Annotated in this window: 17 protein-coding genes and 1 tRNA gene; 7 read left to right on the top strand and 11 right to left on the bottom strand. The window is 54.8% G+C overall.

From position 1 onward, the window contains the following. Position 1 precedes the first annotated feature (1 nt). From H8527_RS00090 to H8527_RS00075, 4 genes are all read left to right on the top strand, one after another. Complete coding sequence (locus tag H8527_RS00090) at positions 2–1,153, top strand: ABC transporter permease (protein WP_187544571.1); 1,152 nt, start codon at positions 2–4, stop codon at positions 1,151–1,153. A 12-nt stretch (positions 1,154–1,165) separates the two neighbouring features. Next, complete coding sequence (locus H8527_RS00085) at positions 1,166–2,437, top strand: ABC transporter permease (RefSeq protein ID WP_187544569.1); 1,272 nt, start codon at positions 1,166–1,168, stop codon at positions 2,435–2,437. A gap of 167 nt (positions 2,438–2,604) precedes the next feature. Beyond that, positions 2,605–2,676, top strand: a tRNA-Glu gene (locus tag H8527_RS00080). A gap of 59 nt (positions 2,677–2,735) precedes the next feature. Further along, positions 2,736–3,983: a nucleotide sugar dehydrogenase gene (locus H8527_RS00075; protein ID WP_187544567.1), complete on the top strand. Its 1,248-nt coding sequence runs from the start codon at positions 2,736–2,738 to the stop codon at positions 3,981–3,983. 102 nt (positions 3,984–4,085) lie between these two features. Here H8527_RS00075 and H8527_RS00070 read toward each other — a convergent pair whose 3' ends face one another. Together H8527_RS00070 and pheT are read right to left on the bottom strand one after the other, a co-directional pair. Next, positions 4,086–4,829 carry a YebC/PmpR family DNA-binding transcriptional regulator gene (locus H8527_RS00070; protein WP_187544565.1) on the bottom strand — a complete coding sequence of 248 codons (744 nt, stop codon included), beginning with the start codon at positions 4,827–4,829 and terminating at the stop codon, positions 4,086–4,088. A gap of 42 nt (positions 4,830–4,871) precedes the next feature. Then, complete coding sequence (pheT, locus tag H8527_RS00065) at positions 4,872–7,340, bottom strand: phenylalanine--tRNA ligase subunit beta (RefSeq protein ID WP_187544564.1); 2,469 nt, start codon at positions 7,338–7,340, stop codon at positions 4,872–4,874. A gap of 432 nt (positions 7,341–7,772) precedes the next feature. Here pheT and H8527_RS00060 point away from each other — a divergent pair, with 432 nt between their 5' ends. Genes H8527_RS00060 through H8527_RS00050 form a run of 3 tightly spaced genes read left to right on the top strand, consistent with a single transcriptional unit; the run spans position 7,773 to position 14,620 of the window. Further along, positions 7,773–8,483: a porin family protein gene (locus H8527_RS00060; RefSeq protein WP_255498471.1), complete on the top strand. Its 711-nt coding sequence runs from the start codon at positions 7,773–7,775 to the stop codon at positions 8,481–8,483. A gap of 35 nt (positions 8,484–8,518) precedes the next feature. Next, complete coding sequence (locus H8527_RS00055) at positions 8,519–13,033, top strand: translocation/assembly module TamB domain-containing protein (protein ID WP_187544560.1); 4,515 nt, start codon at positions 8,519–8,521, stop codon at positions 13,031–13,033. Positions 13,034–13,048: 15 nt separating this feature from the next. Continuing rightward, the gene (locus tag H8527_RS00050) at positions 13,049–14,620 is read left to right on the top strand and encodes a peptide chain release factor 3 (protein ID WP_187544558.1); all 1,572 of its coding nucleotides are present in this window, start codon (positions 13,049–13,051) and stop codon (positions 14,618–14,620) included. Between the two features lie 398 nt (positions 14,621–15,018). Here H8527_RS00050 and H8527_RS00045 read toward each other — a convergent pair whose 3' ends face one another. The 9 genes from H8527_RS00045 to H8527_RS00005 all read right to left on the bottom strand — a co-directional run. Next, positions 15,019–17,514, bottom strand: coding sequence for a 3'-5' exonuclease (locus H8527_RS00045; protein ID WP_187544556.1), 2,496 nt, complete (start codon positions 17,512–17,514; stop codon positions 15,019–15,021). 14 nt (positions 17,515–17,528) lie between these two features. Beyond that, positions 17,529–18,431 carry a glycosyltransferase gene (locus H8527_RS00040; RefSeq protein WP_187544554.1) on the bottom strand — a complete coding sequence of 301 codons (903 nt, stop codon included), beginning with the start codon at positions 18,429–18,431 and terminating at the stop codon, positions 17,529–17,531. Between the two features lie 96 nt (positions 18,432–18,527). Continuing rightward, positions 18,528–19,547, bottom strand: coding sequence for a phenylalanine--tRNA ligase subunit alpha (pheS, locus tag H8527_RS00035; protein ID WP_187544552.1), 1,020 nt, complete (start codon positions 19,545–19,547; stop codon positions 18,528–18,530). A gap of 36 nt (positions 19,548–19,583) precedes the next feature. Further along, entirely contained in the window at positions 19,584–21,365 is a 1,782-nt protein-coding gene (lepA, locus tag H8527_RS00030) for a translation elongation factor 4 (RefSeq protein ID WP_187544551.1), read from the bottom strand. Between the two features lie 47 nt (positions 21,366–21,412). After that, positions 21,413–21,991, bottom strand: coding sequence for a radical SAM protein (locus H8527_RS00025; RefSeq protein WP_187545156.1), 579 nt, complete (start codon positions 21,989–21,991; stop codon positions 21,413–21,415). Beyond that, positions 21,988–22,341 carry a 6-carboxytetrahydropterin synthase gene (locus H8527_RS00020; protein WP_187544549.1) on the bottom strand — a complete coding sequence of 118 codons (354 nt, stop codon included), beginning with the start codon at positions 22,339–22,341 and terminating at the stop codon, positions 21,988–21,990. Before H8527_RS00020 ends, H8527_RS00025 begins: the two co-directional genes overlap by 4 nt. 100 nt (positions 22,342–22,441) lie before the next feature. Continuing rightward, positions 22,442–23,101 carry an HAD family hydrolase gene (locus tag H8527_RS00015; protein ID WP_187544547.1) on the bottom strand — a complete coding sequence of 220 codons (660 nt, stop codon included), beginning with the start codon at positions 23,099–23,101 and terminating at the stop codon, positions 22,442–22,444. Between the two features lie 72 nt (positions 23,102–23,173). After that, positions 23,174–24,199 (bottom strand): hypothetical protein, encoded by a 1,026-nt coding sequence (locus H8527_RS00010; RefSeq protein WP_187544545.1) that lies wholly within the window; start codon positions 24,197–24,199, stop codon positions 23,174–23,176. 170 nt (positions 24,200–24,369) lie between these two features. Then, the coding region (locus H8527_RS00005; protein WP_187544543.1) for an MBL fold metallo-hydrolase at positions 24,370–25,140 on the bottom strand (771 nt) is incomplete at its 5' end.

The raw sequence follows: 25,140 nt of genomic DNA, 5'->3' as shown, positions 1-25,140 counted from the left end.
TATGTACAAAGTTTTCATTCGTGAATGGCGGCGTTTGCTCACGCGCCCCATCTACATCTTCTGTATAGTGGCTGTGCCGCTCTTCTGCATCGTCTTCTTCACCACCATCATGGGAAGCGGACTGCCGGAAGGACTGCCGGCAGCCATGGTCGATGAGGACCAGACGAGCACCTCGCGCGGCATTGCCCGCAACCTCGATGCCTTCCAGACCACGCGCATCGTGGCGCACTATGCCTCGGTGAGCGAAGCGCGGAGGGCGGTGCAGCGTGGCGAGATTTATGCCTTCTACTACATCCCTCGAGGCACCACGCGTCGCTTGATGCGGCAGGAGTCGCCCATCGTCTCGTTCTACACCAACAACACTTTCCTCATGGCCGGCTCACTGCTCTATAAGGACATGCGCACCATGAGCGAACTGGCGGGCGGAGCGGCCGGACGCTCGGTCCTCTTGGCACGCGGCGCCACTTCTCGGCAGGCCATGGCCGTGCTCCAGCCCATCGTGGTGGAGGCCCACCCCATCGGCAATCCTTCGCTCAACTACAACGTCTATCTCTCCAACATCCTCGGACCAGGCATGCTCTCGCTGATGATTTTCTTCATCACCGTCTTCTCCATCGGGCAGGAGGTCAAGGACGGCAACGGACGTGCGCTGCTCGTGCTGGCCGACGGGTCGGCCTTCAAAGCCCTCTTTGGCAAACTGGCGCTGCACACGCTCCTATTTCTCCTCATGGCGGTCGGGATGGCACTCTATCTCTATGGCTATCTGCACTTCCCCTGCTTCTGCGGCATCCCCACGATGTTGCTGCTCTCGGGACTGATGGTGCTCGCCTCGCAAGGGCTGGGAGTATTGATGATTTGTGCGCTCCCTGTGCCGCGCCTGGGTTTGAGTTTTGCTTCGTTGTGGGGCGTCATCTCTTTCAGCATCTGCGGAATGTCGTTTCCCGCCATGGCCATGCACCCTGTCCTACAAGGGCTGGCGGCGCTGTTTCCCCTCCGCTATTACTATCTGCTCTATGTCAACTGCGCGCTCGATGGCTATCCGCTGCTCAACGCCTGGCCTCATTTTGCCGCCCTCTGTGGTTTTGCCCTCCTTCCTTTGCTCTTTGTGGGGCGTTTCAAGACCTTGATGACGCGCATCGCTTACGAACCCTAACAGACCTCCATCATGAACAAAGCTTTTCGAAATGCCATCCGCGACATCTTTACCGATCAGGGGCTCATCATTTTCCTGATTCTTGTGCCGCTGGTCTATCCGCTCCTTTACGCCTTTATTTATACGGGCGAAACGGTGCGCGAGGTGCCTGTTGTGGTGGTTGATGCCGACGGCTCGACCCGCAGTCGGGAGTTTGTGCGTCGGGTGGATGCCACGGCCGATGTGCGCATCATTTCTCACGCCGCATCGATGAGCGAGGCCGAGGGCTATGTGCGCCGACGTGAGGCCTACGGCATCCTGCAAATTCCGGCCGACTTTACGAAGCGGTTGGCGCGTATGGAGCAAACTCGCGTGGGGGTGTTCATTGACATGAGTGGGATGCTCTATTATAAAGCCGTGCTGGCCGCCACGACCGATGTTTCGCTGGCGATGAACGCCGACATCAAAGTGGAGCGTGCCGGCAACATCACACAGCGCGAAGATGAAATCACCCAACATCCGCTGCGTTACGAACAAGTGGCGCTCTTCAATCCGCAGAGTGGTTTTGCTTCGTTCCTCATCCCCGCGGTGCTCATCATTCTGCTGCAACAAACGCTCTTGCTCGGTGTTGGTATGGAGGCCGGTACACGCCGTGAGCGCATGGAGCGTTCGCACCATTTCCCCCCCACGGAGGAATTTACGCTCGATGCCCGACAGCTCATCGAAGACGCACAAACCACCGAACTTCCCACACGAAGTCATCCTCGCCGCCCACAGCCGCAGCACGCATCGCGGCGGGCCGTGCGCCAACTTTTAGGACGAAGCATGGCTTTCTTGGTCATCTACATCCCGGTGACGTTCTATTGCCTTTTTGTTGTCCCCCGCTTGTTCAGTTTGCCTCAAATCGGCAACCCGTGGGAGATTTTGCTCTTCGCCCTTCCCTTCCTGCTCGCCTCCATCTTCTTTGCCATCACCATCGGTAGTTTGCCGCGCAACCGTGAGATCATCATCCTGCTCGTGGTCTTCTCGTCCATCCCGATGTTGTTCCTTTCCGGCGTGAGTTGGCCGGGAAGCGCCTTCCCTTGGTATTGGAAAGCCTTCTCCTGTCTTGTGCCCTCCACTTTCGGCGTCAATGGCTTCATCCGCCTCAACACGATGGGCGCTCATCTGCCCGAGGTGCAGCACGAATACCTTGTGCTTTGGGGGCAGGTGTTCGTCTACGGCCTCTTGGCTTGGTGGGTGACGCGCAAGAACGAATTGCTCAAAATCTCTTTGCGCAGCTACCGCAACGATGCCGAGGCGTGAGGGGCGTGCCGGCCCGACATCACGACTTCGGCTTCTTTCGGTGCCGCATCAGCGCTGAAATCGCGTGCCCTTCTGAAAAAAGCCTTGAAAAATTTGGTTGCACGGAAAAAAGAGTGTACTTTTGCAGCGTGAAACTCAAACCAAATCGTCTTGACGTTTCAGTGCACGGCGCTTTCATCTAACGGTTAGGATACATGCCTCTCACGCATGGTATACGGGTTCGATTCCCGTAGGCGCTACTCTCTAAATTACAAAGGTAAGTTCCGGAAAGAACTTACCTTTTTTCAGTTAAATGCCCATGAGACCTTATCGCATTGCTGTGGCAGGTACAGGCTACGTCGGCCTGAGCATCGCCACCCTTCTTGCCCAACACAACCTCGTCACGGCCGTAGACATCAACGCGGAGCGCGTGGACTTGGTCAATCGCCGGCAGTCGCCCATCCAAGACGACTACATTGAGCAATATCTGGCCGAAAAGCCGCTCAACCTCACCGCTACACTCGATGCCGCCGGCGCTTATGCCGAAGCCGAAATCGTGGTCATCGCCACACCCACCAACTACGATTCGCACACGAACCACTTCGACACCACAGCCGTGGAAGCCGTGGTGCGGCAGGTGATGGCGGCCAATCCTGACGCGCTGATGGTCATCAAAAGTACCATCCCGGTGGGCTATACCGAACAGTTGCGCCGAAATGTGGGAAGCGACAACATCCTCTTTTCGCCCGAGTTTCTGCGTGAGAGCAAAGCCCTTTACGACAACCTCTATCCCTCGCGCATCATCGTGGGGCGACCAGAAGGCGACCCACGCCTTGATGAGGCGGCACACACTTTTGCAGCGCTCCTCCAACAAGGGGCGCTCAAGCCCGAAGTGGACACCCTCTTTATGGGGCTCACCGAGGCCGAGGCGGTGAAACTCTTCGCCAACACTTATTTGGCGCTGCGCGTGAGCTATTTCAATGAACTCGACACCTATGCCGAGATGAAAGGACTCGATCCGCGGGCCATCATCAATGGTGTCTGCCTCGACCCGCGCATCGGCATGCACTACAACAATCCCTCTTTTGGTTACGGCGGCTATTGCCTCCCCAAGGACACCAAGCAACTCCTCGCCAACTACCAAGACGTTCCGCAAAACTTGGTGCGTGCCATTGTCGACTCCAACGTGACGCGCAAAGACTTCATCGCCGACCGCGTCCTGCAAATGGCCGGCTACTACGCTTATTATAATCGTGGAGATTTCGACCGATGCGAAGAGCGCGACTGCATCATCGGGGTCTATCGCCTCACGATGAAGTCGAACTCCGACAACTTCCGTCAGAGCTCCATCCAAGGGGTGATGAAGCGCATCAAAGCCAAAGGCGCACGCGTCATCATCTACGAACCCACGCTCCGCGATGGCGAAACCTTCTTCGGCAGCCGGGTGGTCAATGACCTCGCGGCTTTCAAAGCGCAGTCGCAGGCCATCATCGCCAACCGCTACGATGCGCAACTCGATGATGTGCGCGAACGCGTCTACACCCGCGACCTTTTCTCTCGCGACTAATTTCAGATGCCTTTTTCGCCCGATGAGCGAAGCGCAACAAACGTCAAAGCCCGACTTCTCAACTTTGAGAAGTCGGGCTTTTGTTTTGGTAGGAGGGGAAGGTTATTCCTCGCCGTCGCCCTCAGCGGGCTTCATGTTGGTGTAGACGTTCTGAACATCGTCAAAATCTTCAAGGCGTTCTACCATCTTATCGAGGGTTTCGCGCTGTTCATCAGTCACGTCTTTAAGGTCGTTAGGAATATAGGTAAACTCAGCACTAACGATTTCGAAACCTTCGCTTTCAAGATGCTTCTGGATTTCGTTGAACGACTTCGGGTCGCCATAAATCGTGATGGTACCTTCTTCCTCGTCTTCGTCAAATTCGTCTTCTACGCCGTAGTCGATGAGGTCGAGAATCATTTCTTCCATATCCAAACCCTCAGTCTTCTTGAAGGCAAAGACACACTTGTGATCGAAGAGGAAGGCGAGCGAACCCATCGTACCAAGGTTGCCGCTGAACTTGTTGAAGACAGAACGAACGTCACCCACAGTGCGGGTAGGGTTGTCAGTGAGCGTGTCGACAAAGACAGCGATGCCGTGGGGGCCGTAGCCCTCATAGGTCATGGTCTTATAATCGCTTTGGTCTTTACCCATCGCGTTTTTGATGGCGCGATCGATGTTGTCCTTAGGCATGTTCTCGCGCTTTGCAGTGGCAATGATGGCGCGCAGGGCGGGGTTCATTTCGGGTTCAGGACCGCCGGCCTTAACAGCTACGGCAATCTGCTTACCAATTTTGGTAAATGTACGAGCCATGTGGCCCCAGCGCTTCATTTTAGCGGCCTTACGATATTCAAATGCTCTTCCCATGGGAAAATATGGTTTAGTTATTTTGTTTTAGATGATTTGTGCTTATCTCAGTGTTGCGCCGAGTTGCTTTTCGAGTTGAGCGATAATCTTGCTCATGATAGCCTCAGTCTGCTTATCGTTCATCGTCTTGGTTTCATCCTGGAGGATGAACGCCACGGCATAACTCTTTTTGCCAGCTTCAAGTTGCTTACCTTCGTAAACATCGAAAAGTTCGACGCGACGGAGGAGTTTCTTTTCAGTGGCAAAAGCAATGCGTTCGATATCAGCAAACTTCACCGAGCTGTCCAGCAAGAGGGCAAGGTCGCGACGCACAGCAGGGAATTTGGGCAACTCCTTGTAAGAAACCTCCTTCTTGGGAAGTTTCTTCATGAGCAGCGACCAATTAAAGTCGGCATAGTACACTTCTTGTTCAACTTCGCAAGCCACGAGGAAGGTCTTTTTGACCAGACCAAGTTCGAGATAGAGTTTGCCATTGCGGTCGGTCACAGCGATACTCTTCGAGAAAATATCGCTTTTTCCGTCCTCAACCAGCAGTCCGGCCAATGAGATACCCAAGCGTTTGAGTACGTTGAGGGCATAAGCCTTCAGTTCGTAGATATTAGAGGCCTCATCGGCATGCGCCCAAGAGTCTTCCACGCGCTTACCGGTGAGCCACAGACCGAGGTGTTGCTCTTCGCTGTAACCAGCCAAAACCTTTTCGGGATTTTTCTTGTCGGCATCGAAGTGGTAGCAGTTGCCAAACTCGAAGAAGCGGAGGTTCGATGCTTTTCGGTTTGCGTTGTGGGCAATGCTCTCCAAACCACCGAAGAGGAGTGTTTGGCGCATCACGTTGAGGTCGGTCGAAAGCGGGTTGATAAGGCGCACGAGATGTTCGGGCGCATAAGTTTTACTTTCGTTATAATAAGCCTCTCGAGTAAGAGAGTTGTTGAGGATTTCGTTGAAACCACAGCCCACGAGTTGTTCGCTCACCAAGGTTTGCAAACGGAAACTCACATCGTGAATACCCTTGATGGTCAGTGAGGATTTGAGGCTGGTGGGAATTTCCACGTTGTTATAACCGTAGATGCGGAGCACGTCCTCCACCACATCGCAGGGGCGCTGCACATCAACGCGGTAAGCCGGCACTTCAAGGCGAAGCGCTTCGGGAGTTTCCTCCACGACCTTCATTTCCAAAGCCTCTACAATCGTTTTGATGAGCGTGTGGGGAATGTCTTTACCGATAATGTCGGTGGTATATTGATAGGGAAGTTCAACTTCAAACTTCTTCGTCAAACCGGGGGCTTCCACATCAACGATTTCCATAGAGATAGTACCGCCCGCCAACTCCTTAGCGAGCAAAGCCGCTTGTTTGAGGGCGTAAATCTGTCCATCGGGATCGATACCCCGCTCGAAACGGAAAGAAGCATCTGTATTCAGGCCGTGACGACGAGCGCTTTTGCGAATCCATGTGGGGTGGAAATAGGCACTTTCAAAAAGCACATTGGTGGTCGTTTCATAGGTGCCACTACCCTTACCGCCAAACACTCCGGCAATGCACATGGGTTCTTCAGCATTGCAGATGGCCAAATCACGGTCGGAGAGAGTATGTTCTTCACCATCGAGGGTGACAAACTTCGTACCTTCGGGCATCGACTTCACCACCACCTTATTGCCTTTCACCATGTCGGCATCAAAGCAGTGGAGGGGCTGTCCGTAGGCCATCATCACGTAGTTGGTGATGTCCACAATGTTGTTGATCGGACGCAAACCGATGGTCGTCAATTTATCCTGCAACCATTTCGGGCTCTCCTTCACTTCACAACCACTCACCGTAACGGCACAATAGCGTGGGCAAGCTTCCGTATTTTCCACCACCACTTCGATGGGAAGGTCGTGGTTGTCTACGCTGAATGCCTCGTCGGTGGGACGATGCAAAGCCGTGGGAAGGTTATTGCGCAGAAGGTAAGCGTACAAATCGCGTGCCACGCCCCAATGCGAACAAGCATCGGCGCGGTTGGGGGTGATGTCTACTTCAATGAGGAAATCGCTTTCCAAACCAAAGTATTCAGCAGCAGGAGTACCCACCTGCGTTTCAGCCGGCAGCACCATGATGCCGTCGTGGTTTGTCCCAACGCCGATTTCATCTTCGGCACAAATCATACCGTTACTTTCGACACCACGCAACTTTGATTTCTTAATCGTAAATTCGCTGTCGCCGTCGTAGAGTTTCGTGCCCAAAGTGGCCACAATCACTTTTTGTCCGGCCGCTACGTTATGCGCGCCGCACACAATTTGCGTGGGAGCTTCGCCATTGCCGAGGTCGACAGTGGTGATGTGCATGTGATCGGAATTGGGGTGTGCTTCACACGTGAGGACGTGTCCCACCACCAAGCCTTTCAAACCTCCACGGATGGTTTGCACCTCTTCAACGCTGCCCACTTCCAAACCGATGGAGGTAAGGGCAACTGCAACTTCTTCGGCCGAAAGGTCAAAATCGACATACTCTTTCAGCCACTTATAGGATATGTTCATAATCTAAATCTGTTTGCAAACGTAGGGCTGCGATATGTTCCAAACACCCTTGTCAAGAAGGACAAGGCACAGCGCTGCATAAATCAGCGCAAAATTAGCAAATTCTTTTGAAAACAGAAAATAGAACGGAACGAAAACGGAATGAATTGCAGTTTTTCAGATTCTAATAAGGAGAAAGCAAGGATTTTTGCGTATCTTCGCGTCCAATATCTATATTGTGCTTTTTGCACAGAGACAGCGCGTGAAATTTACCTCAGAACTAAATTTATTTATCTCAGAGGTAGATTTTTTTACCTCTGAGATAGAAAAAACTACCTCTGAGGTAAATTTGCGAGCCGCTCAGTGCTTTTTAAGCCCCTCATTTTCAACGTGATGAAAAAAGCCTTTTTTTTCGCTCCATTTCTTCAATTTTACTCCCTGAGAGCCGGGTGGTTGGTACTGCTACTCATCGCCCTTCTGCCGACCTACGCCCAAGTGGGATCGCCTCGAAACGACTGGGTGGTTGGTGTCAATGCCGGGGTACAAATGAACAAGGTGTTGTTTCAGCCCAACATTCGCCAAACCTACCTTACCGCCCCCACTATCGGTCTGACGGCGCGCTACACCAGTGAGAAATATTTCAGTATGATTTGTGCCATCCAAGTTGAGCTCAATTATGCTCGTTTGGGTTGGAAGGAAGACATCTATTCGAGTCAAAGCGTCAAGTTGGCCGACACCTACGAGCGCCGCATCGACTATCTGCAACTGCCCATTTTAGCCAACTTGGGGTTTGGGCGTGAACAGCGTGGAGTGAAAGGCTTTCTTTTGGCCGGCCCTCAACTGGGATATGCGTTGCAGGAAAAAGAACTGCGTTCATCCACTTGGACTACCCGCGTTCTCTCCGGCACAACGGTGCCCGACCGCGCCAACAACGTCTTTGCGCAATATGACAAACCCATCGAACATCATTTCGACTACGGGATTTGTGCCGGATTGGGCATGGAAGTGGCTACCAAAGTGGGACGTTTCGTGCTGGATGCCCGCTACTATTATGGATTGGCCGACTTGTTTGGCAACTCCAAACGCGACCCTTTCAGTCGCTCACCCCACAATACCATCTCGGCAAAGATTTCTTATTTGCTCGACGTAAAACGTAAAAAATAGAGATTTGCAAGTGCTGTTCTCGAACAGCTGGATTTATGCGAAAACTTTCCTTTCGACTACTCTTCCAATGGACGGCAGGTGTGCTCATCGCCCTTTACACCTTGCTGCTGATTGCACTCGACAACTCGAGTGTACAGCGCTTTGTGGCCGATGCCATAGAAGAGCAGATCGAAGACCAAATCCATTCGGATGTCGAAATCGGAGGGTTAGCGTTCGGTTTGTTCAATAGTGTTTCGCTGCACGATGTAGTGGTGCGCGATCGTAAAAACAAGGTTTTACTGGAAAGTCGCCTTCTCTTTGGTAAAATCGAATTACGCTCTTTGCTGCGCAAGCAAATTTCCTTGCGCAACATTGCTCTGCTGGATGGAAAAGTGAACCTCTATAAGGAAACGCGCAGTGGACGCACTAATTTTCAGTATATCTTAGATGCCTTCAAAAGTGAGGGAGGAGAAACAACTCCTCTCCATCTGCGCATCAACTCGCTCATCATGCGTCGCTGTGAGGTACGCTATGATGAGTGGTATGAAGCCGCACCGACTTCCGGAGTGTTCTCTCCGCATCATGTGGCTTTGACCGACTTCGATGCCATCGTGAGTCTCAAGCATCTGAGCAATGACAGCATCAACCTGCGTGTACGCCATTTGCAAGCCCGTGAGGCTTGCGGGCTGCAACTGCGAGAGTTGCGGTTGCGGTTGGCTGCCAATCGACACCAATGTGTGCTTCGCGGACTATTGTTGCAGACTGCCCACTCCCGCCTGCAACAAGAAGACTTGTTACTACGATATGATGCCACTGCCGATATTCAGCGCTTCCGGCAAACCCTCACCACCAAAGGACGCTTGGAGCAAGCGGTGCTCTCCACTCGCGATGCAGCACCTTTTCTTCCCCACCTCCAAAAACTCCCTCAGACGTTCACTCTCAGTGCCGGATTTGACTTATCGCCACGCCTTTGGCAATTTCAGTCATTGACCCTTCAAAACGAAGCGGGGACGTTACAGCTTCAAGGACGTGCCCACCTGCTTTGGCGCAACAAGCGTTTGGAAACCGTGTCGGGCGAGGTGGAACGTCTGTTTGTGGCCGAACCTTTGCAAATGCAGGTATTGAACCTTCTCCCCCCTCAACAACGCCCCACGTGGTTGGCGAAAACGGGCGATATTTTGGTGAAGGGAGAAGGCGGATATGGCCGAAAAGCATCGGCACACTTTAAGGGAACCATTACTTCTGCCTTGGGTGTCCTTGCTACGGACGTACGCTATGCCCACCGCCACGTGCAAGGACAACTTTCCTCCGTCAACTTCAAGCCCTCTCTGCTGTATGCCCACAAGTACGTGCCTACACAAATGGATTTCCATCTCAAAGGGAGCGTCGAACTGCCTAAGGGCGGACTTCCCCAAGGTCAGGTAGAACTGCACGTCCCTCGATTCACTTGGGAAGGGCGCGAGCTTCGCGGTTTGCATACCCAAGCGGATTTGCAACAGCAGCAAGCACGTGTTCAACTGAAGTTGGAAGATCCCATCGCACATTTTGAAGCCAAGGCTTCGGCAGCGCTCAGTTCAAACTGGCACCCCTCGCAGTTACAACTCCATCTTGACGTTTCGCGCATCATTCCCGGAGCATTGGGGCTGACCAAGCAATGGAACAATGGGGCTTTCTCCTTTGAAGCCACGGCTCACCTTCCCCGCCTCCATGCACAGCCACAGGAAGGCAGTTTGGAGGTGAAGGATTTTGTGCTACAAGGCGACCAGCTCAATGCCAATCCTTATGTTTTGGAACATTTGCGTTTGACTGCCCGCCCTCAGAAACAAGGTACTCACTTACAGTTGCAAAGTGATTTTGCCGATATGGAAGCCGATGGTGTTTGGGATGTCCTCCATTTGAAACAACTCGTGCAGCGCTTGCAAAACCACTTGGCACAACAACTGATGCAAAGCGAAGGCCGTCCTAAACCCTCTCTCCAACCTGCTTCAACCTCCTTGAGTTCGGCGGACTCTCGGCTTTCGTTCGCCCTATTGGTGAAGCGCACCGATTTCTTTCAGCGCCTTCTCAAAGCCGATGTTTCTGCGCCACAACCCATCAGCGTGAGCGGGTCGGCCACTACCGACGGACGCCGTTTCCGCCTACTGGCTTCTGCTCCCGACGTGAAGATAGGAGATGAGAGTATTCAAGACTTTTCGCTGATGGCGCGAAGTGATGGCGACAGTGTGTCGTGCTTATTGAAAGCCATCCACCCTGGAAAACATGCAGATTTGCAAGTTGAACTACAAGCCCAAACCCAACAGGGTCGATTACTCACCCGGTTGGAGTGGCGAGAATTGCGTGAAGGGCGGCTTTATGGTAAACTGCAAACGTCTACGCAATTCCAGAATTTACATGGAGGAAGTGAAAAATGGCAGTTTTCTACCGACATCCTTCCCACAGCCTTGGCCATCAATGACAGCGTGTGGAACATCGAGCCTGGAAACATCACACTCCAAGGAGGGCAGCTCAACATTACCAATCTTTCGCTCGTCCACGCCGACCAGCGGATTGCCGTGTCGGGTGCTTATGCCAAAGGGCATGACGGACTGGTGATTGATTTGCGCAAAGTCGATGTGGGTTATGCGCTGGAGATGACAGGATTTGACGATGTTACGTTTGGTGGACACGCCACGGGGCGCGGTGTACTGCGGCCTTCCGACAACGGCCAACTGACCCTGACCGCTGAACTCGACATTCCAAACTTCCGCTTCAATGATGCACCACTGGGACATGCCCTCGTGAAAGGCCGATTTGAGGGTGGAGAAAAAACAATATCGCTTGATGCCGACATTCGTGAGCCGGGGCTGAGCCACACGGAAGTGAATGGGTTTGTGAGCCTCGGTCGCAAAGAACTCGATCTCAAGGTGAGAAGTGAAAATACTTCTCTGGGTTTTCTACGTACATATACCGAGGGGATTTTTGACCAGTTTGAAGGACGTGCCACTGGCTACTGCCGTGTGTTCGGCGGTTTCAAGAATATCGATTTTGAAGGCTTTGAACATGGTTCGGCTTCGGCACGCGTGCCTGTGACGGGCGTTGCTTATAACGTCACGGATGCCAACGTGACCATTATGCCCGGAGAGTTTCGGCTTGATCGCGCCACTTTGCGCGATGGACTGAAAGGAGAGGGAACAGTAACGGGAGCTTTGCGCCACAGTCATCTGAAGCATTTCAACTATGACTTTACGATGGCGGGCAACAACCTCAAACTGTACGACCGTCCCTACGAAATAGACATGCCCTTCTTCTCCACAGCTTTTGGTACGGGCAATGTGCATCTTTTTGGTGGAGCGGGGCAATTGAATGCCGACATCCGCGTAGCCACCGAAGAAGGCAGTACGCTGACTTATATTCTGGACACACCCGATGCCGGAAATGGTGAGTTGCTCACCTTTAGCGATGCTACACCGCGCACCATCGAAACATCCGACTCCACGCTCCACCAACATCGTGAAGCACAGAAACGGGCGGAACAGGAGAAGAATGCCAAAACCAATATCCGCCTCAATATGGACGTAGAGGTGCGACCCTCCTCGACTCTCCGCATGGTCACCGATGCCAAAAGCGGCGATGTCATCACCGTACACGGCAATGGACAAATCCAAGCCTCCTATTATAATAAAGGTGCTTTCTTAATGTTCGGCACTTACAACATTGTACAAGGCAATTACGATTTAAGCATCCAAAACGTCATCAAGAAGAACTTCACCCTCCTACCCGGCGGAACGATCAACTTCTCGGGCGATCCGCAGGATGCCGATGTCAACGTCAAAGCCTCCTACCTCGTCAATTCTGCTTCGCTGGCCGACCTCAATATCGGCAGTGGATTTGCCAACAATACGACCCCCGTTAATTGCCTGGTCAATTTCACCGGAAAGATGAGCAACATGAATCTGGCGCTCGACTTCGACCTCCCCAACGTGGGCGAAGACGAAAAGATGATGGTGCGCAACCTCATCGCCTCCGACGAAGACCGCACGATGCAAGTGCTCTATCTCCTCGGTGTCGGCCGCTTCTTCACGTACAACTATGCCGCAACAGAATCGGCCACAGGGCAGTCGCAGTCGACGGTAATGATGAAATCCCTGCTCACCAACACGCTTTCCTCTCAAATCAACAACATCATCTCCAACGCTATGGGTGCCTCCAACTGGACATTTGGAGCCAATGTTGCCACAGGACAATTGGGATGGGAAGATATGGAAGTGGACGGCTCCCTCTCCGGCCGCCTCTTCAACAACCGCCTGCTGGTGAACGGTAAGGTAGGCTACCACGATCGGCAGGCTGCAACCACCAACTTTGTGGGCGACTTTGATGTCCACTACCTCCTCACGCCCACCGGCACCGTCAACCTCAAGGCTTACAGCGAAACCAACGACCGATACTTCACAAAATCCACCCTAACTACACAAGGAGTGGGCATTCAACTCAAGCGCGACTTTACCTCCCTGCGCGACCTCTTCTCGCGCAAACGAAAGAACAAGTCCAAAAGCAACACCGCCCCTGCCTCCACAAACGCCAAAACAAGATAAAAAACTCAGAATAGAATGAATCCCGAAATCGAACGCAGACGTACCTTTGCCATCATTTCTCACCCCGACGCCGGTAAGACTACGCTCACCGAGAAGCTCCTCCTTTTCGGTGGTCAAATCCAAGTGGCAGGAGCGGTGAAAAGCAATAAAATCAAGAAGACCGCGACCTCCGACTGGATGGAAATCGAAAAGCAGCGTGGTATCTCCGTCACCACCTCCGTCATGGAGTTCGACTACGAGGGCTATAAGGTAAACATCCTCGACACTCCCGGTCACCAAGACTTTGCCGAAGATACTTTCCGCACGCTCACCGCAGTAGATTCGGCCATCATCGTGGTTGATGGCGCAAAAGGCGTGGAGGCGCAGACCCGCAAACTCATGACCGTCTGCCGCATGCGTAAAACCCCTGTCATTATCTTTGTCAATAAGATGGACCGTGAGGGTCGCGACCCTTTCGACCTGCTCGATGAACTGGAAGAGGAACTCCAAATCCACGTGCGCCCCCTTTCTTGGCCCATCAACCAGGGCCAGCGCTTCAAAGGCGTCTACAACATCTATGAGCAACAACTCGACCTCTTCGTGGCCGACAAACAAAAGGTTACGGAAAAGGTGGCTGTAGACATCAAAGCACCTGGCGAACTCGAAGCCAATGTGGGCGAAACCGATGCTGCCAAGCTCCGCGACGATCTCGAACTCATCGAAGGTGTCTATCCCGACTTCGACCTCGACACCTATCGTGCCGCTGACGTTGCCCCCGTCTTCTTCGGGTCGGCGCTCAACAACTTCGGTGTGAAGGAACTCCTCGACTGCTTTGTCAAGATCGCTCCTTCACCCCGCCCCACGCAGGCCGAAGAGCGCCTGGTGGACCCTGAAGAGAAGAAGTTCTCCGGCTTCATCTTCAAAATCACGGCCAACATCGACCCCAACCACCGCTCCTGCATCGCCTTTTGCAAGGTGTGTTCGGGCAAATTCGTGCGTAATGCCCCTTATCTTCATGTGCGCAACGGAAAAACGGTGCGTTTTTCCTCACCCACACAATTTATGGCGCAGCGCAAAGAAACGATTGACGAAGCCTACCCCGGCGATATTGTCGGATTGCCCGACAACGGCATTTTCAAAATCGGCGACACCCTCACCGAAGGCGAGATAATGCACTTCCGCGGCCTTCCTTCCTTCTCGCCAGAGATGTTCAAATACATCGAAAATGCCGACCCCATGAAGACCAAGCAACTGCAAAAGGGCATTGACCAACTCATGGACGAAGGTGTGGCGCAACTTTTTGTCAACGAATTCAACGGCCGCAAAATCATCGGCACTGTCGGACAACTCCAGTTTGAAGTCATTCAGTACCGCCTCGAAAACGAGTATGGCGCGAAGTGCCGCTGGGAACCCATCTCGCTCTATAAAGCCTGCTGGATTGAGAGTGACGATCCCGCCCAACTCGAACAATTCAAGAAGCGAAAATACCAATATATGGCCAAAGACCGTGACGGCCGCGATGTCTTCCTCGCCGACTCTGGTTACGTGCTCCAAATGGCACAGCAGGATTTCAAGGATATTCGCTTCCACTTCACGAGCGAATTCTAACGGACTTTACCCTTCTCCCCTTCCCAACTAAGCGATGCCCTGTTCCTCCACGAACAGGGCATCGCTTTTTTACTTCTTCATCGGCTGTCAGAAGTTCGCTATGAAGCCGAAAAACTTCGAAAGCTCACGAGTAATCTATAAACCAAGGTTTGGTTTATATAATTCAAGGTTTGGTTTATGTAATTCAAAGCTTGGTTTATATAAACCAAACCTTGAATTATAGAATATCTTTGACGTAGTTGACTTTTCGACACTTCTAGGTAAGAATGTGTAGGTCCGCATCAACTTTTGTCTTCATGGGGGAAAGTAGCCGCGCCTGTCCCGAACCTTTTGACTACAAAAAGAAAGGCCGAACTCACTCAAGGTGGGTTCGGTCTTTTTTTCGACGGGAGGACGTTCTATTCTTCCAGCGACTTGAAGTGGGCCATCACTTCGGGATGGTCGGCCAGGAAGGGTGAAAGGCGCGGTGCAAAAGCCACGGTGAGGGTGGCGCGAGCGCGGGAGAGGCCGACGTAGAGCAGGCGGGCCGTCTCGGCGCAGTCGTCGGGATTGCTGCGTGGATGGGGAAAGACGCCCTCGGAGATATTGTGGAGGATGACGTGGTCGAACTCCAAACCTTTGGCCTTGTGGAGGGTCATGACGAAGACGCGCTCGGCAAAGATGCGGCTTTCAAAAAGGTCGGACTCGCTGAAACTGCGGATTTCGTAGAGATGATGGTCAAGCTGATCGAAGAAGGGGCTGTCGGAAGGAACCATCCGCCCGATGAGTTCGCAGATTTGGGGCAGAAAGAGGAGGGGCGTGATGGCGCCGAGCGCGGCAAGAGCGTCGTGGATGTAGGCCAACTCGTGGGGGAGGCTGTGCTCGGCATCGATCGTGGGAGAGGAAAGGATATTGTGGGTGTGGAGGTAGAGCGGGGCGTAGCGGTCAAGCAAGCGGCGGCGCATGGTACGCGTCCAGTTGTTGTCGAGGAATTCGGTTTGCGCTTCGGCCCGGCTTTCGGCGATGGGGCAGAGGTGGAGGAGGAGCGTCACCGTGGCTTGGATGTCGTCGGCCGCGTTGTGGGAGTTTTCGCCCGCCAGTCCATAGGTGTCAAGGAGGTCGACGAGCCGATAGCGCGGCAGGTCGGGGTCGAGGAGACGTGCCAGTTTGAGGGTGTCCCAGACGGGGCGATTGGCAAGGGCGAGCCGGGGTGTTCGGCGGCGGAGATTGGCTGTGAGGATGTTGAGGTCGAAGTGGACGTTGTGCCCCACGAGTTCGGCATCGCCTACGTAGTCGAGGAAGCGAGCAAAGGCTTCTTCGGGCGAGAGGTGGGGACGGCGGAGATACTCTTCGACCATCGGGTTGTGGAGGTCACCCAGCATTTCGGGGATGGGGCGGTCGGTCTCGATGATGAGGTCGAGTTCGCTGCCTTCGACCACCTTGCCATTGCAGAGCTTGACGGCCGCAATCTGGATGATGTCGTCGTGGAAGATATCGGTGCCTGTGGTCTCTGTGTCGAAGACCACGAGGGTGCGTCCCCTCACGCTGCGTGCCGCCTCCAGACAATAACTGCTGCGGTCGTAGTGGATGAGGTCGGTGGGTGTGAGGCCGATGGTGCGCATGCGGCGTAGGCAGCGGCGGGCATAGTCCATCGACTCGATGACACTGGTGTGATGGAGCAGTCGGGCCCAGTCGGTGTGGCGGGTGTCGTTGAGCACGACGGAGAAATGGGCATAAATCACTTTGAAGTCGATGCTCTTGAACACATCGCGGCGGGTGATGCTCAGGTGGGGAAGTCCCTCGTCGGTGAGGGCCTGCGAGAGGAGTTCGGCTTCCAGATTGCTGCGCACGAGAATGCCGATGCTTTCGCCCTCGGTCTGCGCGTAAAGTTGGCGGGCGTGGCGGGCAATGAGCTGAGGCTGTGTGCTCTCACGGTAGCCGATCTGCTCACCGCGTAACAGGAGAAGGCCATCGTCGATGTGGCGGGAGTCGATGGCGGTGGGGAGTTGTTCCAAGGGGACGTGGAGCACGCTGTGGGCATAGTCGTTGAGGAAGTCGAGGAGATATTCGGGGCTTCGATAGTTGTTGGAAAGGTGGAACACATGCCCTTGGCACAACTGCGCCAGACGGTCGACACTCTGTGCATCGGTGCCCATGAAGGAGTAGACCGCTTGTCGCTCATCGCCGAGGTAGAGGAGGGTGGCATCGGGGGCGGCCAAGAGGTCGATGATGGCGAGCTGGAGGGGGTTGAGGTCCTGCACTTCATCGACCTGCAACCAAGTGTAGGCCATGTCGGCCACCGACTTTCGGGCGAGGTGGGCATAGGTGAGGATGAGGATGTCGTCGAAGTCGATGAGCTGGTTGTCGTGCTTATAGTCGAGGTAGCGCTGCGCAAAGTGGGTGTATTCCGTGTCGGCGTGCTTGTGGAGGTGAAGGTCGGCCGGGATCTGGTGTCGGCTTTCGAGCAGTCGGGCGGCAGCGTGGATGGTTTTTCTCACATCGGCGGCGGTGAGAGTGCGTGGACTGCCGTCTTCGTCGAAGGCCGTTTGAGCCAGTTCGGTGAGGATTTCGGCTTGGTCGATGTCGTCGATGATGGTGGTGCCGAGAGGGAGAAGGGCGTTGTCGAAGAGGAAGCGGATGCAGAAGCGGTGGATGTTGCCCACGAAGAGGCCTTCGGGCAGACTGCCCATGACTTCGGCCACGCGTTCGGCCATGGAGCGTGAGGCGCGGTTGGTGAAGGTGAGGCAGAGCATTTGGTCGTAAGGCACGCCGTCGACGGTGTGCGCTTGGACGATGCGGTGGGTGAGGAGGTGGGTTTTGCCGCAACCGGGAGCGGCAAGCACGAGTGCGCGGCCTTGGGCAAAGCGGACGACGGTGTCTTGGGCGGCGTCAAACAGAGGTTGGGAAGTGGACATGGCGGAGGAGAGATTTAGGTCGTGGTGAGGGAGGCGTAGCAGCCGAGTTTGTAGAGGTTGAACACCCAGAGCAGGGGGCGGCGAGAGAGGAGATTGCGCCGCTCAAAGGGAGCAAAGGCCCGATGCCAGCAGCGAAGGAGCGGGAGCAGACCGAGACGTGACAAGCGAGTGTGGAGGCGGGCGATGTGGGCGTGGTCGGTGAGCGGCGGTCCGAGACGGCGGAGCACGCGCAAGGCGGTTTCGGTGTTGCGCAGAAAACTCTCGTTGCTGTTGATGCCGATGTGGAGGAGTGGGTTGTCGATGTGACGGATGGAGAAGCCGCGCTCGACGAGGGTGTAGCCCATAAGGGCATCTTCGTAGCCGTATTCCGTGCAGCGATTGTCGAAATGGACTTGCTCGATGGTACGGCGGGAGAAAAGAACGTTGAAGGTGGAGAAGTGGGCGGCGGGATGGGCATTGCGATAGGCCGTGGTGCGGATGCGATGGGCCGCGTGCTCATACTTCAACCGCAGTTCGTGGCCGCGTGGTGCGGTGTCGGGAGTGCGTATGCTGCCCACCAAAACATCGGCCGTGGTGCGTTGCATCCAGTAGTCGTAGAGGAAACTTTCGCTGCACACCTCGGCATCGGCATCCATAAGGAGGAGATGGTCGAAGCGGGCCTCGTCGAAGAGGAAATTGCAGACGAGGGCGCGTCCGCAGTTGTGCTGCAGGCGGATGTAGCGCGTGTTGTCGAAGCATTCCATCAGCTCATTGCGCTCAATGACGGCTGTGTCGGTGCCGGCATCGTCGGCCACAAGGATTTCGTAGTCGAAGGTCGTCGCGCCAAACTGGGCTTGCAGTTCTTCGCATTGTTGGTGGAGGTCGGTGACCAGTCGCAGGCAGTCGACGTTGTAGGTCGGGATGAGGATGGAGAGCATAGGTCGGTGGCTTTGTGGCAACAAAAACACCCACACGACTTGACCCCACTCGGGTGGGTCGGAAGAAAGTCGTGTGGGTGTAGGGGAAGAGAAGGGTTAGTGGGCGGCCATAAATTCGTCGAGGAAGCGCACATCGTTTTCGGAGAACAAGCGGAGATCCTTGACTTGATATTTGAGGTTGGTGATGCGCTCCACACCCATGCCGAAAGCATAGCCTTTGTAGACGGTGGAGTCGATGCCGTTGGCTTCGAGCACGGCAGGGTCGACCATACCACATCCGAGGATTTCGACCCATCCGGTGTGCTTACAGAAACCGCATCCATCGCCGCCGCAGATGTTGCAGGAGATGTCCATCTCGGCCGAAGGTTCGGTGAAGGGGAAGTAAGAGGGACGCAGGCGGATTTGTGTGTCGGCACCAAACATTTCGCGGGCGAAGGTGAGGAGCACCTGCTTTAAGTCGGTGAACGAAACATCCTTATCAATGTAAAGCCCTTCAACCTGGTGGAAGAAGCAGTGGGCGCGCGCCGAGATGGCTTCGTTGCGATAGACGCGGCCGGGGCAGATGACGCGGATGGGCGGTTGCTGTTGCTCCATCACGCGGCTTTGCACGCTGGAAGTGTGAGTGCGAAGGATGATGTCGGGATGGCTCTCGATGAAGAATGTGTCCTGCATGTCACGTGCAGGGTGGTCGTCGGCAAAGTTCATCGAGCCAAACACGTGCCAGTCGTCTTCCACCTCAGGACCATCGGCGAGGGAGAAGCCCATGCGGCCGAAGATGTCGATGATTTCCTGCTTGACGAGCGAGAGGGGGTGGCGTGTGCCGAGCGCGATGGGGTAGGGCGTTCGGGTGAGGTCGAGGTCGCTGTGATCTTCCTCAGCGGTGGACAGTTGTGCTTTGAGTTCGTTGAAGCGGGTTTGCAGGGCGTCTTTGAGTTCGTTGACGCGCATGCCTACTTCGCGTTTTTGCTCCGCAGCCACGTTGCGGAAGTCAGCCATGAGCTGATTGACCAGGCCCTTCTTACTGAGGTATTTCAGTCGAAGTGCTTCGAGTTGTTCTTCGTTCTCAGCGATGAGTTTGGGCACTTCGGCGAGAATGTCGTTGATTTTGCTAATCATATCCTTATGGCGAATATTAAGAGGTTTGTTCGTGGGTTAATCCAATTTCAGCACGGCTAAGAAGGCCTTTTGCGGCACCTGTACATTGCCGATTTCCTTCATCTTCTTCTTACCGCGCTTCTGCTTCTCGAGAAGCTTGCGCTTACGGCTCACGTCGCCACCATAACATTTGGCGGTAACGTCCTTGCGGAGTTGCTTCACCGTTTCGCGGGCAATGATTTTGGCCCCGATGGCAGCTTGAATGGCAATGTCGAATTGCTGACGCGGGAGAAGTTCTTTGAGTTTCTCACACATCCGGCGACCGAAGCGTTCGGAGTTGTCAAAGTGAGTGAGGGTGGAGAGCGCATCGACCGGTTCGCCGTTGAGGAGAATATCGAGTTTCACAAGACGCGATGTGCGGAATTCGATAGGGTGGTAGTCGAACGAAGCATAGCCTTTGGAGATGGATTTGAGTTTGTCGTAGAAGTCGATGACAATTTCGGCCAAAGGCATATCGTAGTGAAGTTCTACGCGGTCGCCCGACACATATTCTTGTTTGATGAGTTCACCCCGCTTGCCGAGGCAGAGGGTCATGATGTTGCCGATGAACTCCGTGCGGGTGATGATTGAAGCACGGATGTAAGGCTCTTCGATGTGGTCAATCTCCATCGCATCGGGCATCCCTGCCGGGTTGTGCACCTCTTTCATCTCCATGTGCTTGTCGTAAATCTTATAACTTACGTTGGGCACGGTGGTGATGACATTCATGTTGAACTCGCGGTCGAGACGCTCCTGCACAATTTCCATATGGAGCAGGCCGAGGAATCCGCAACGGAAACCAAAGCCGAGGGCCACCGACGATTCGGGTTGGAAAGAGAGAGAAGCATCGTTGAGCTGGAGCTTCTCGAGCGATGCGCGAAGCAGTTCGAAATCCTCCGTTTCGATGGGGTAAACGCCGGCAAAGACCATGGGCTTCACTTCCTCAAATCCCTCAATGGCTTTGGAACACGGATTTTCGACCGTGGTGATGGTGTCGCCCACCTTGACTTCCGTGGCGGTCTTGATGCCGCTCACGATGTAGCCCACATCGCCGCACCGCAATTCTTTGCGAGGGGAAAGCTCCATCTTGAGCACCCCGATTTCATCGGCCTTATACTCTTTGCCCGTGTTGACAAAAATCACATTCTCACCGCTGCTCATGGTGCCGTTCACCACTTTGAAATAGGCAATGATGCCGCGGTAAGAGTTGAACACCGAGTCGAAGATGAGGGCTTGCAGCGGAGCATCGGGGTCGCCTTGGGGAGCAGGAATGCGCTCAATGACGGCACGCAGGATGTCGTCCACGCCCTCGCCCGTCTTGCCCGAAGCACGGATGATGTCTTCGCGTTTGCACCCGATGAGTTCGATGATTTCGTCCTCCACCTCTTCGGGCATCGAGTTGGGCATGTCGCACTTGTTGAGCACGGGGATGATTTCCAAGTCGTGTTCAATGGCCATGTAGAGATTGGAGATGGTCTGCGCCTGCACGCCCTGAGTGGAGTCCACCACGAGGAGGCAGCCTTCACACGCTGCGATGGAGCGACTCACCTCGTAAGCAAAGTCCACGTGTCCCGGGGTGTCGATGAGGTTGAGCACATAATTTTCGCCATCGAGCTGGTGGTTCATTTGGATGGCGTGGCTCTTGATGGTGATGCCGCGCTCTTTTTCCAAATCCATATCGTCGAGCATCTGCCCTTCGGTCACTTTGATGGTCGAAGTGCGCTCAAGCAGGCGGTCGGCAAGGGTGCTTTTGCCGTGGTCGATATGGGCGATGATGCAGAAGTTGCGGATATGTTTCATGTTGGGTGGACTTCTAAAACGGGTGGGGAAAGGAAAGTGTCCGGTGGTTACCGAATTTGGGTTATCTTGTGCGTTTGGAGAGAGAGACGCCACGTGGGGTGAGTCTTGATGAAGTGGATACAGGCAGCCATGATTTCGGCATTCTTTCGGGCATCGCCCACATCGCAAGGTTGCAGAAATCGGTGAGTGGACGTGATGCCCTCATAAGTCTTTGGCTCGCTGCCGTCAAACACCACTTTGAGTTCATCGCAGCGCGTGAGGATGGGCGTCCCGTTTCGCTCGAAAGCATCTTTGGGCGAGAGCGTAATCCAGTCGACATTGTCGGGCAGGGGGCGCGTTCCGTTGGTCTCTACCGCGACAAAGCGTCCGATGGCGTGGAGCGCATCGACGAGCGATGCCGTGAGCGACAGCGAGGGTTCTCCTCCGGTGATGACCACATGGCGGGCCGGATATTGAGCCACGGCTTCGACGATGGCCGCTTCGGTGAGGGGCTCGCCGGCTTCGTGTGCCGTGTCGCAGAAAGAACAGCGCAGGTTGCAACCGCTCAGTCGGACGAACACGGCCGCTGTTCCTGTCCAGTAGCCCTCGCCTTGTAAGGAATAGAAAATCTCATTGACTTTCATCAGAGTGCCGCGTTTTCAAATCCCGGCTTCACGTAGACGGCAATGTTGCCTTCGCTTTCTTGAAACATCACCTTGTAGGCATTGGGCACTTGCTCACAAATCCAGCGCGCCATGTTCTCGGCGGTAGTGTTGAAATTGAGGATGTCGTTGACGTTGCGGTGGTCGAGCTTCTTCTGCACGCGTTCCTTGACGTGGGTGAAGTCGGTGACCATCCCGTTGTGGTCGAGGGTTTCGGCACAGCAAAACACCGTGACGATGCCGTTGTGTCCATGGAGGTGGGTGCATTTGCTCTCGTAGTCCAGCACCAGTTGGTGGGCGTAGGAGATTTCAATGCGTTTGGATATGTAGTACATAAATGTGATTGTCGAAAAAGAAACAAGCGGCATCCCGAGGAATACCTATTAAAAATGACTGCAAAGATACACTTTTTTTTCCGTTTTCACAAATTTCTTCCTACTCCTCCCGCTGTGGTGCCGCGAGAGCGAGCAATTCGTGAGGAGAGGAGAGGTAGTGGTCAGCGTGCAGCAGGCGCAGGTCGGGTTCATCCCGAAAGCCCCACAACACCAGCGCCGAAGCCACGCCGGCCGCGCGTGCCGTGGCGTAATCCACCTCGCTGTCGCCCACGTAGAGCGTGGTGTGCGGGTCGGCAGCGAGTTGCTCCATCGCGTGCAGCACAGCGTCAGGATGAGGCTTGCGTCGTGTGGTGGGGCTTTCGCCGATGGCTATGTCGATGAAGTCGGCAAAAAACAAATGGTTGAGTTCCGACACCGCAGGCTGGAGTTTGTTACTGATGATGCCCATCTTCACACCGCGTCCTTGAAGCCGACGGAGTAGGTCGAGGACACCGGGATAGGGGGCGGTCTGGTCGAGGCAGTGGTCGAGGTAGTGGGCGCGGAAGGTTTGGAACACGGTCTCTAAGTCGGCCTGCGGAAGCGTGGCCGGCACGGATTGAGCGATGAGATTGTGAATGCCGTTTCCTAAAAACGCGCGCACCTCCCTTTGTGAACGCAAAGGGAGGTGGTGGGTGGAAAGAGCGTAATTGACGCTGTCGGCCAAGTCGTTCAAAGTGTCGAGCAGTGTGCCGTCGAGGTCAAAGAGAAGGGTGGAATACATAGACGTGTTGAGGTAAAAAAGAGGGAGATACGTCCCCGGCGGAACGGAGGCTTCGTGTAAGTGGGCACGTCATCAGCGACGCCCACCGATAATCTGCACACCGCCCACATTGCGGGTGCTGCCCGATTGTTGCTGTGGGACGTTGGTGTTGGGGCGACTCTGCCCGCTGTTGTCGGGGGTGAAAGTGCTGCGGTTGCTGCCGGAATTACTGTTGAAACCACTGTTGTCGTTGAAGCCGTTGCCACGATTGCCGCGCACGATGGTGCTGCTGTCGAACCCTCCGTTGCGGCTGTTGAAGCCTTGGTTGTCGTTGCGGTGGGGGGGCGTGTCGGCCTCTTGGCGGGACGGTGTACTGTAAGTGTTGCCGTAGGTGTAGCCGTTGCTGCCACCATAGCGCCCACTGCCTTCGTAGCGGTTGCCGTTGTTGTAGTTGTTGCCGTAAGCTCCTTCGTAGCGGTTGCCGGAGCCATATCGGCCCGTGCCTTCGTAGCGGCCGCCGTAACTATTGCCGTAGTTGTTGCGGTAGCCGTAGTAGTCGTTGTAGTCGTAGTCCTCGTTGTAGCGATAGCCGTTGTTGTAGTTGTAGCCATAGTCGCCGGGGGCATAGTTGTCGCGCATACCGCCTTTGCGGCCGCTGAACACCATGTCGCGGTAGGGCGAGAGTGTGCCCGGGCGGCGCTGTGCCCAACGCGTGCCGGAATAGCTCATGTAGACATCGGGCCGGTCGTAGTAGAAATAGTCGGGCCGGGTGTAGCGGGTGTAGATGGAGAAGACAAACCGGTTGCGGCTCCAAGAGAGCGGACGGAAGAAGTAGTCGGCTGTGCGATAGAGGGCATATTGCCAGTCGAAGAGGATGTAGCGGAGGTCGGCATCGCGAAATGACCAGTAGTTGCCGAAGATATCGTAGCGGTTGTCGACGGCGAGGAGATAGTCGAGGTTCACCTCATAGCAACGGTCGTATTGTTCGGGCGTGAGGTTCAGTTCGTAGGCCATTTTGTCGGTCAGGAAGTAGGCGTATTCGCGGGCTTCCCGATAGCTCATGGCGTTTAGGGCCGAGGCGGCGATGAGGAGGACGAGGGAGAGCAAAAGTCTTTTCATAACGTCTGAGTTTTAATGTCGATAACTGCCCTTGCTGTGGGGATTGATTACCGCAAATGTCGGAAAGAAAATCAGATTGGCAAGAGCCGCAGGCGATTATCTTGCAGTTTTTAGGCTTTGTTGAGAACTGACCTTCGAAAAGATTGTTGTTTTCACAATTCCCACGGCGCTCAGTCGAGGCGTATCAGCCCCGATGGTGTGCGCCGCCGCAGCACTTCCAGTTGTGGTTTGTCAGGAAATGGGAGCTGGTCGATGGCACTTTGCACAGTTTTGTGCGCCAATTCCGGACGATTGTTCTCTTCGCTGAGGTGGCAGAGCCAGATGCGACGCGTGATGGGCGTGAGGTGGCGGAGGAGGGCTTCGGCGGTGAGGCGGTTGTCCATGTGCCCGCGTCCGTTGGAGATGCGCTGTTGGAGAAACTGTGGGTAAGGTCCGTTTTCGAGCATCGTGCGGTCGAAGTTGGCCTCGATGATGAGGTGGCGTGCCCGCTGCACGAAGGGAATCATCTCGTCGGTGAAGCGTCCGGCATCGGTGATGAGGCAGAAGGTGGGACGTGGGTCGGCCGGTGCGGGAGAGAAGATGTCGCCGCCCTCCTCGGGATGGATGAGTTCGACGAAGTAGCCGTTGTTGTCGCGCGCATCGTGCGGCACGGCGAAGGGGGTGATGCGGAAGTTGCCCACCTCAAAGGGGACGCCCACTTCGGTGGGGCGCTGCTGTTCGAGGGGTACTTTTTTGGTCATGAAGCGGTTGCGCATCATCCCCTCGTGCACCAGCGGAGCGGCATAGACGGGGAGGCGGAATTGGAGGGCGAGGGGGCCGACTGCCTTGATGTGGTCGGTGTGATCGTGGGTGACGAGGATGGCAGCGATGCGTGGGACGGTGAGCCCATAGTCGCTCAGGTGCTTGCGGAAGGCACGCACGCCGATGCCCAGGTCGATGAG

This window comes from Alloprevotella sp. Lung230, assembly GCF_014385435.1.
Classification (GTDB): domain Bacteria; phylum Bacteroidota; class Bacteroidia; order Bacteroidales; family Bacteroidaceae; genus Alloprevotella.
This window is presented reverse-complemented; position numbering and strand designations above follow the sequence as displayed.

What these genes read in the sequence shown, in the direction of transcription:
- H8527_RS00090 (WP_187544571.1), top strand. Translation starts at nt 2, where the DNA reads ATGTACAAAGTTTTCATTCGTGAATGGCGGCGTTTGCTCACGCGCCCC.
- H8527_RS00085 (WP_187544569.1), top strand. Translation starts at nt 1,166, where the DNA reads ATGAACAAAGCTTTTCGAAATGCCATCCGCGACATCTTTACCGATCAG.
- H8527_RS00075 (WP_187544567.1), top strand. Translation starts at nt 2,736, where the DNA reads ATGAGACCTTATCGCATTGCTGTGGCAGGTACAGGCTACGTCGGCCTG.
- H8527_RS00070 (WP_187544565.1), bottom strand. Translation starts at nt 4,829, where the DNA reads ATGGGAAGAGCATTTGAATATCGTAAGGCCGCTAAAATGAAGCGCTGG.
- pheT (WP_187544564.1), bottom strand. Translation starts at nt 7,340, where the DNA reads ATGAACATATCCTATAAGTGGCTGAAAGAGTATGTCGATTTTGACCTT.
- H8527_RS00055 (WP_187544560.1), top strand. Translation starts at nt 8,519, where the DNA reads ATGCGAAAACTTTCCTTTCGACTACTCTTCCAATGGACGGCAGGTGTG.
- H8527_RS00050 (WP_187544558.1), top strand. Translation starts at nt 13,049, where the DNA reads ATGAATCCCGAAATCGAACGCAGACGTACCTTTGCCATCATTTCTCAC.
- H8527_RS00045 (WP_187544556.1), bottom strand. Translation starts at nt 17,514, where the DNA reads ATGTCCACTTCCCAACCTCTGTTTGACGCCGCCCAAGACACCGTCGTC.
- H8527_RS00040 (WP_187544554.1), bottom strand. Translation starts at nt 18,431, where the DNA reads ATGCTCTCCATCCTCATCCCGACCTACAACGTCGACTGCCTGCGACTG.
- pheS (WP_187544552.1), bottom strand. Translation starts at nt 19,547, where the DNA reads ATGATTAGCAAAATCAACGACATTCTCGCCGAAGTGCCCAAACTCATC.
- lepA (WP_187544551.1), bottom strand. Translation starts at nt 21,365, where the DNA reads ATGAAACATATCCGCAACTTCTGCATCATCGCCCATATCGACCACGGC.
- H8527_RS00020 (WP_187544549.1), bottom strand. Translation starts at nt 22,341, where the DNA reads ATGTACTACATATCCAAACGCATTGAAATCTCCTACGCCCACCAACTG.
- H8527_RS00015 (WP_187544547.1), bottom strand. Translation starts at nt 23,101, where the DNA reads ATGTATTCCACCCTTCTCTTTGACCTCGACGGCACACTGCTCGACACT.
- H8527_RS00010 (WP_187544545.1), bottom strand. Translation starts at nt 24,199, where the DNA reads ATGAAAAGACTTTTGCTCTCCCTCGTCCTCCTCATCGCCGCCTCGGCC.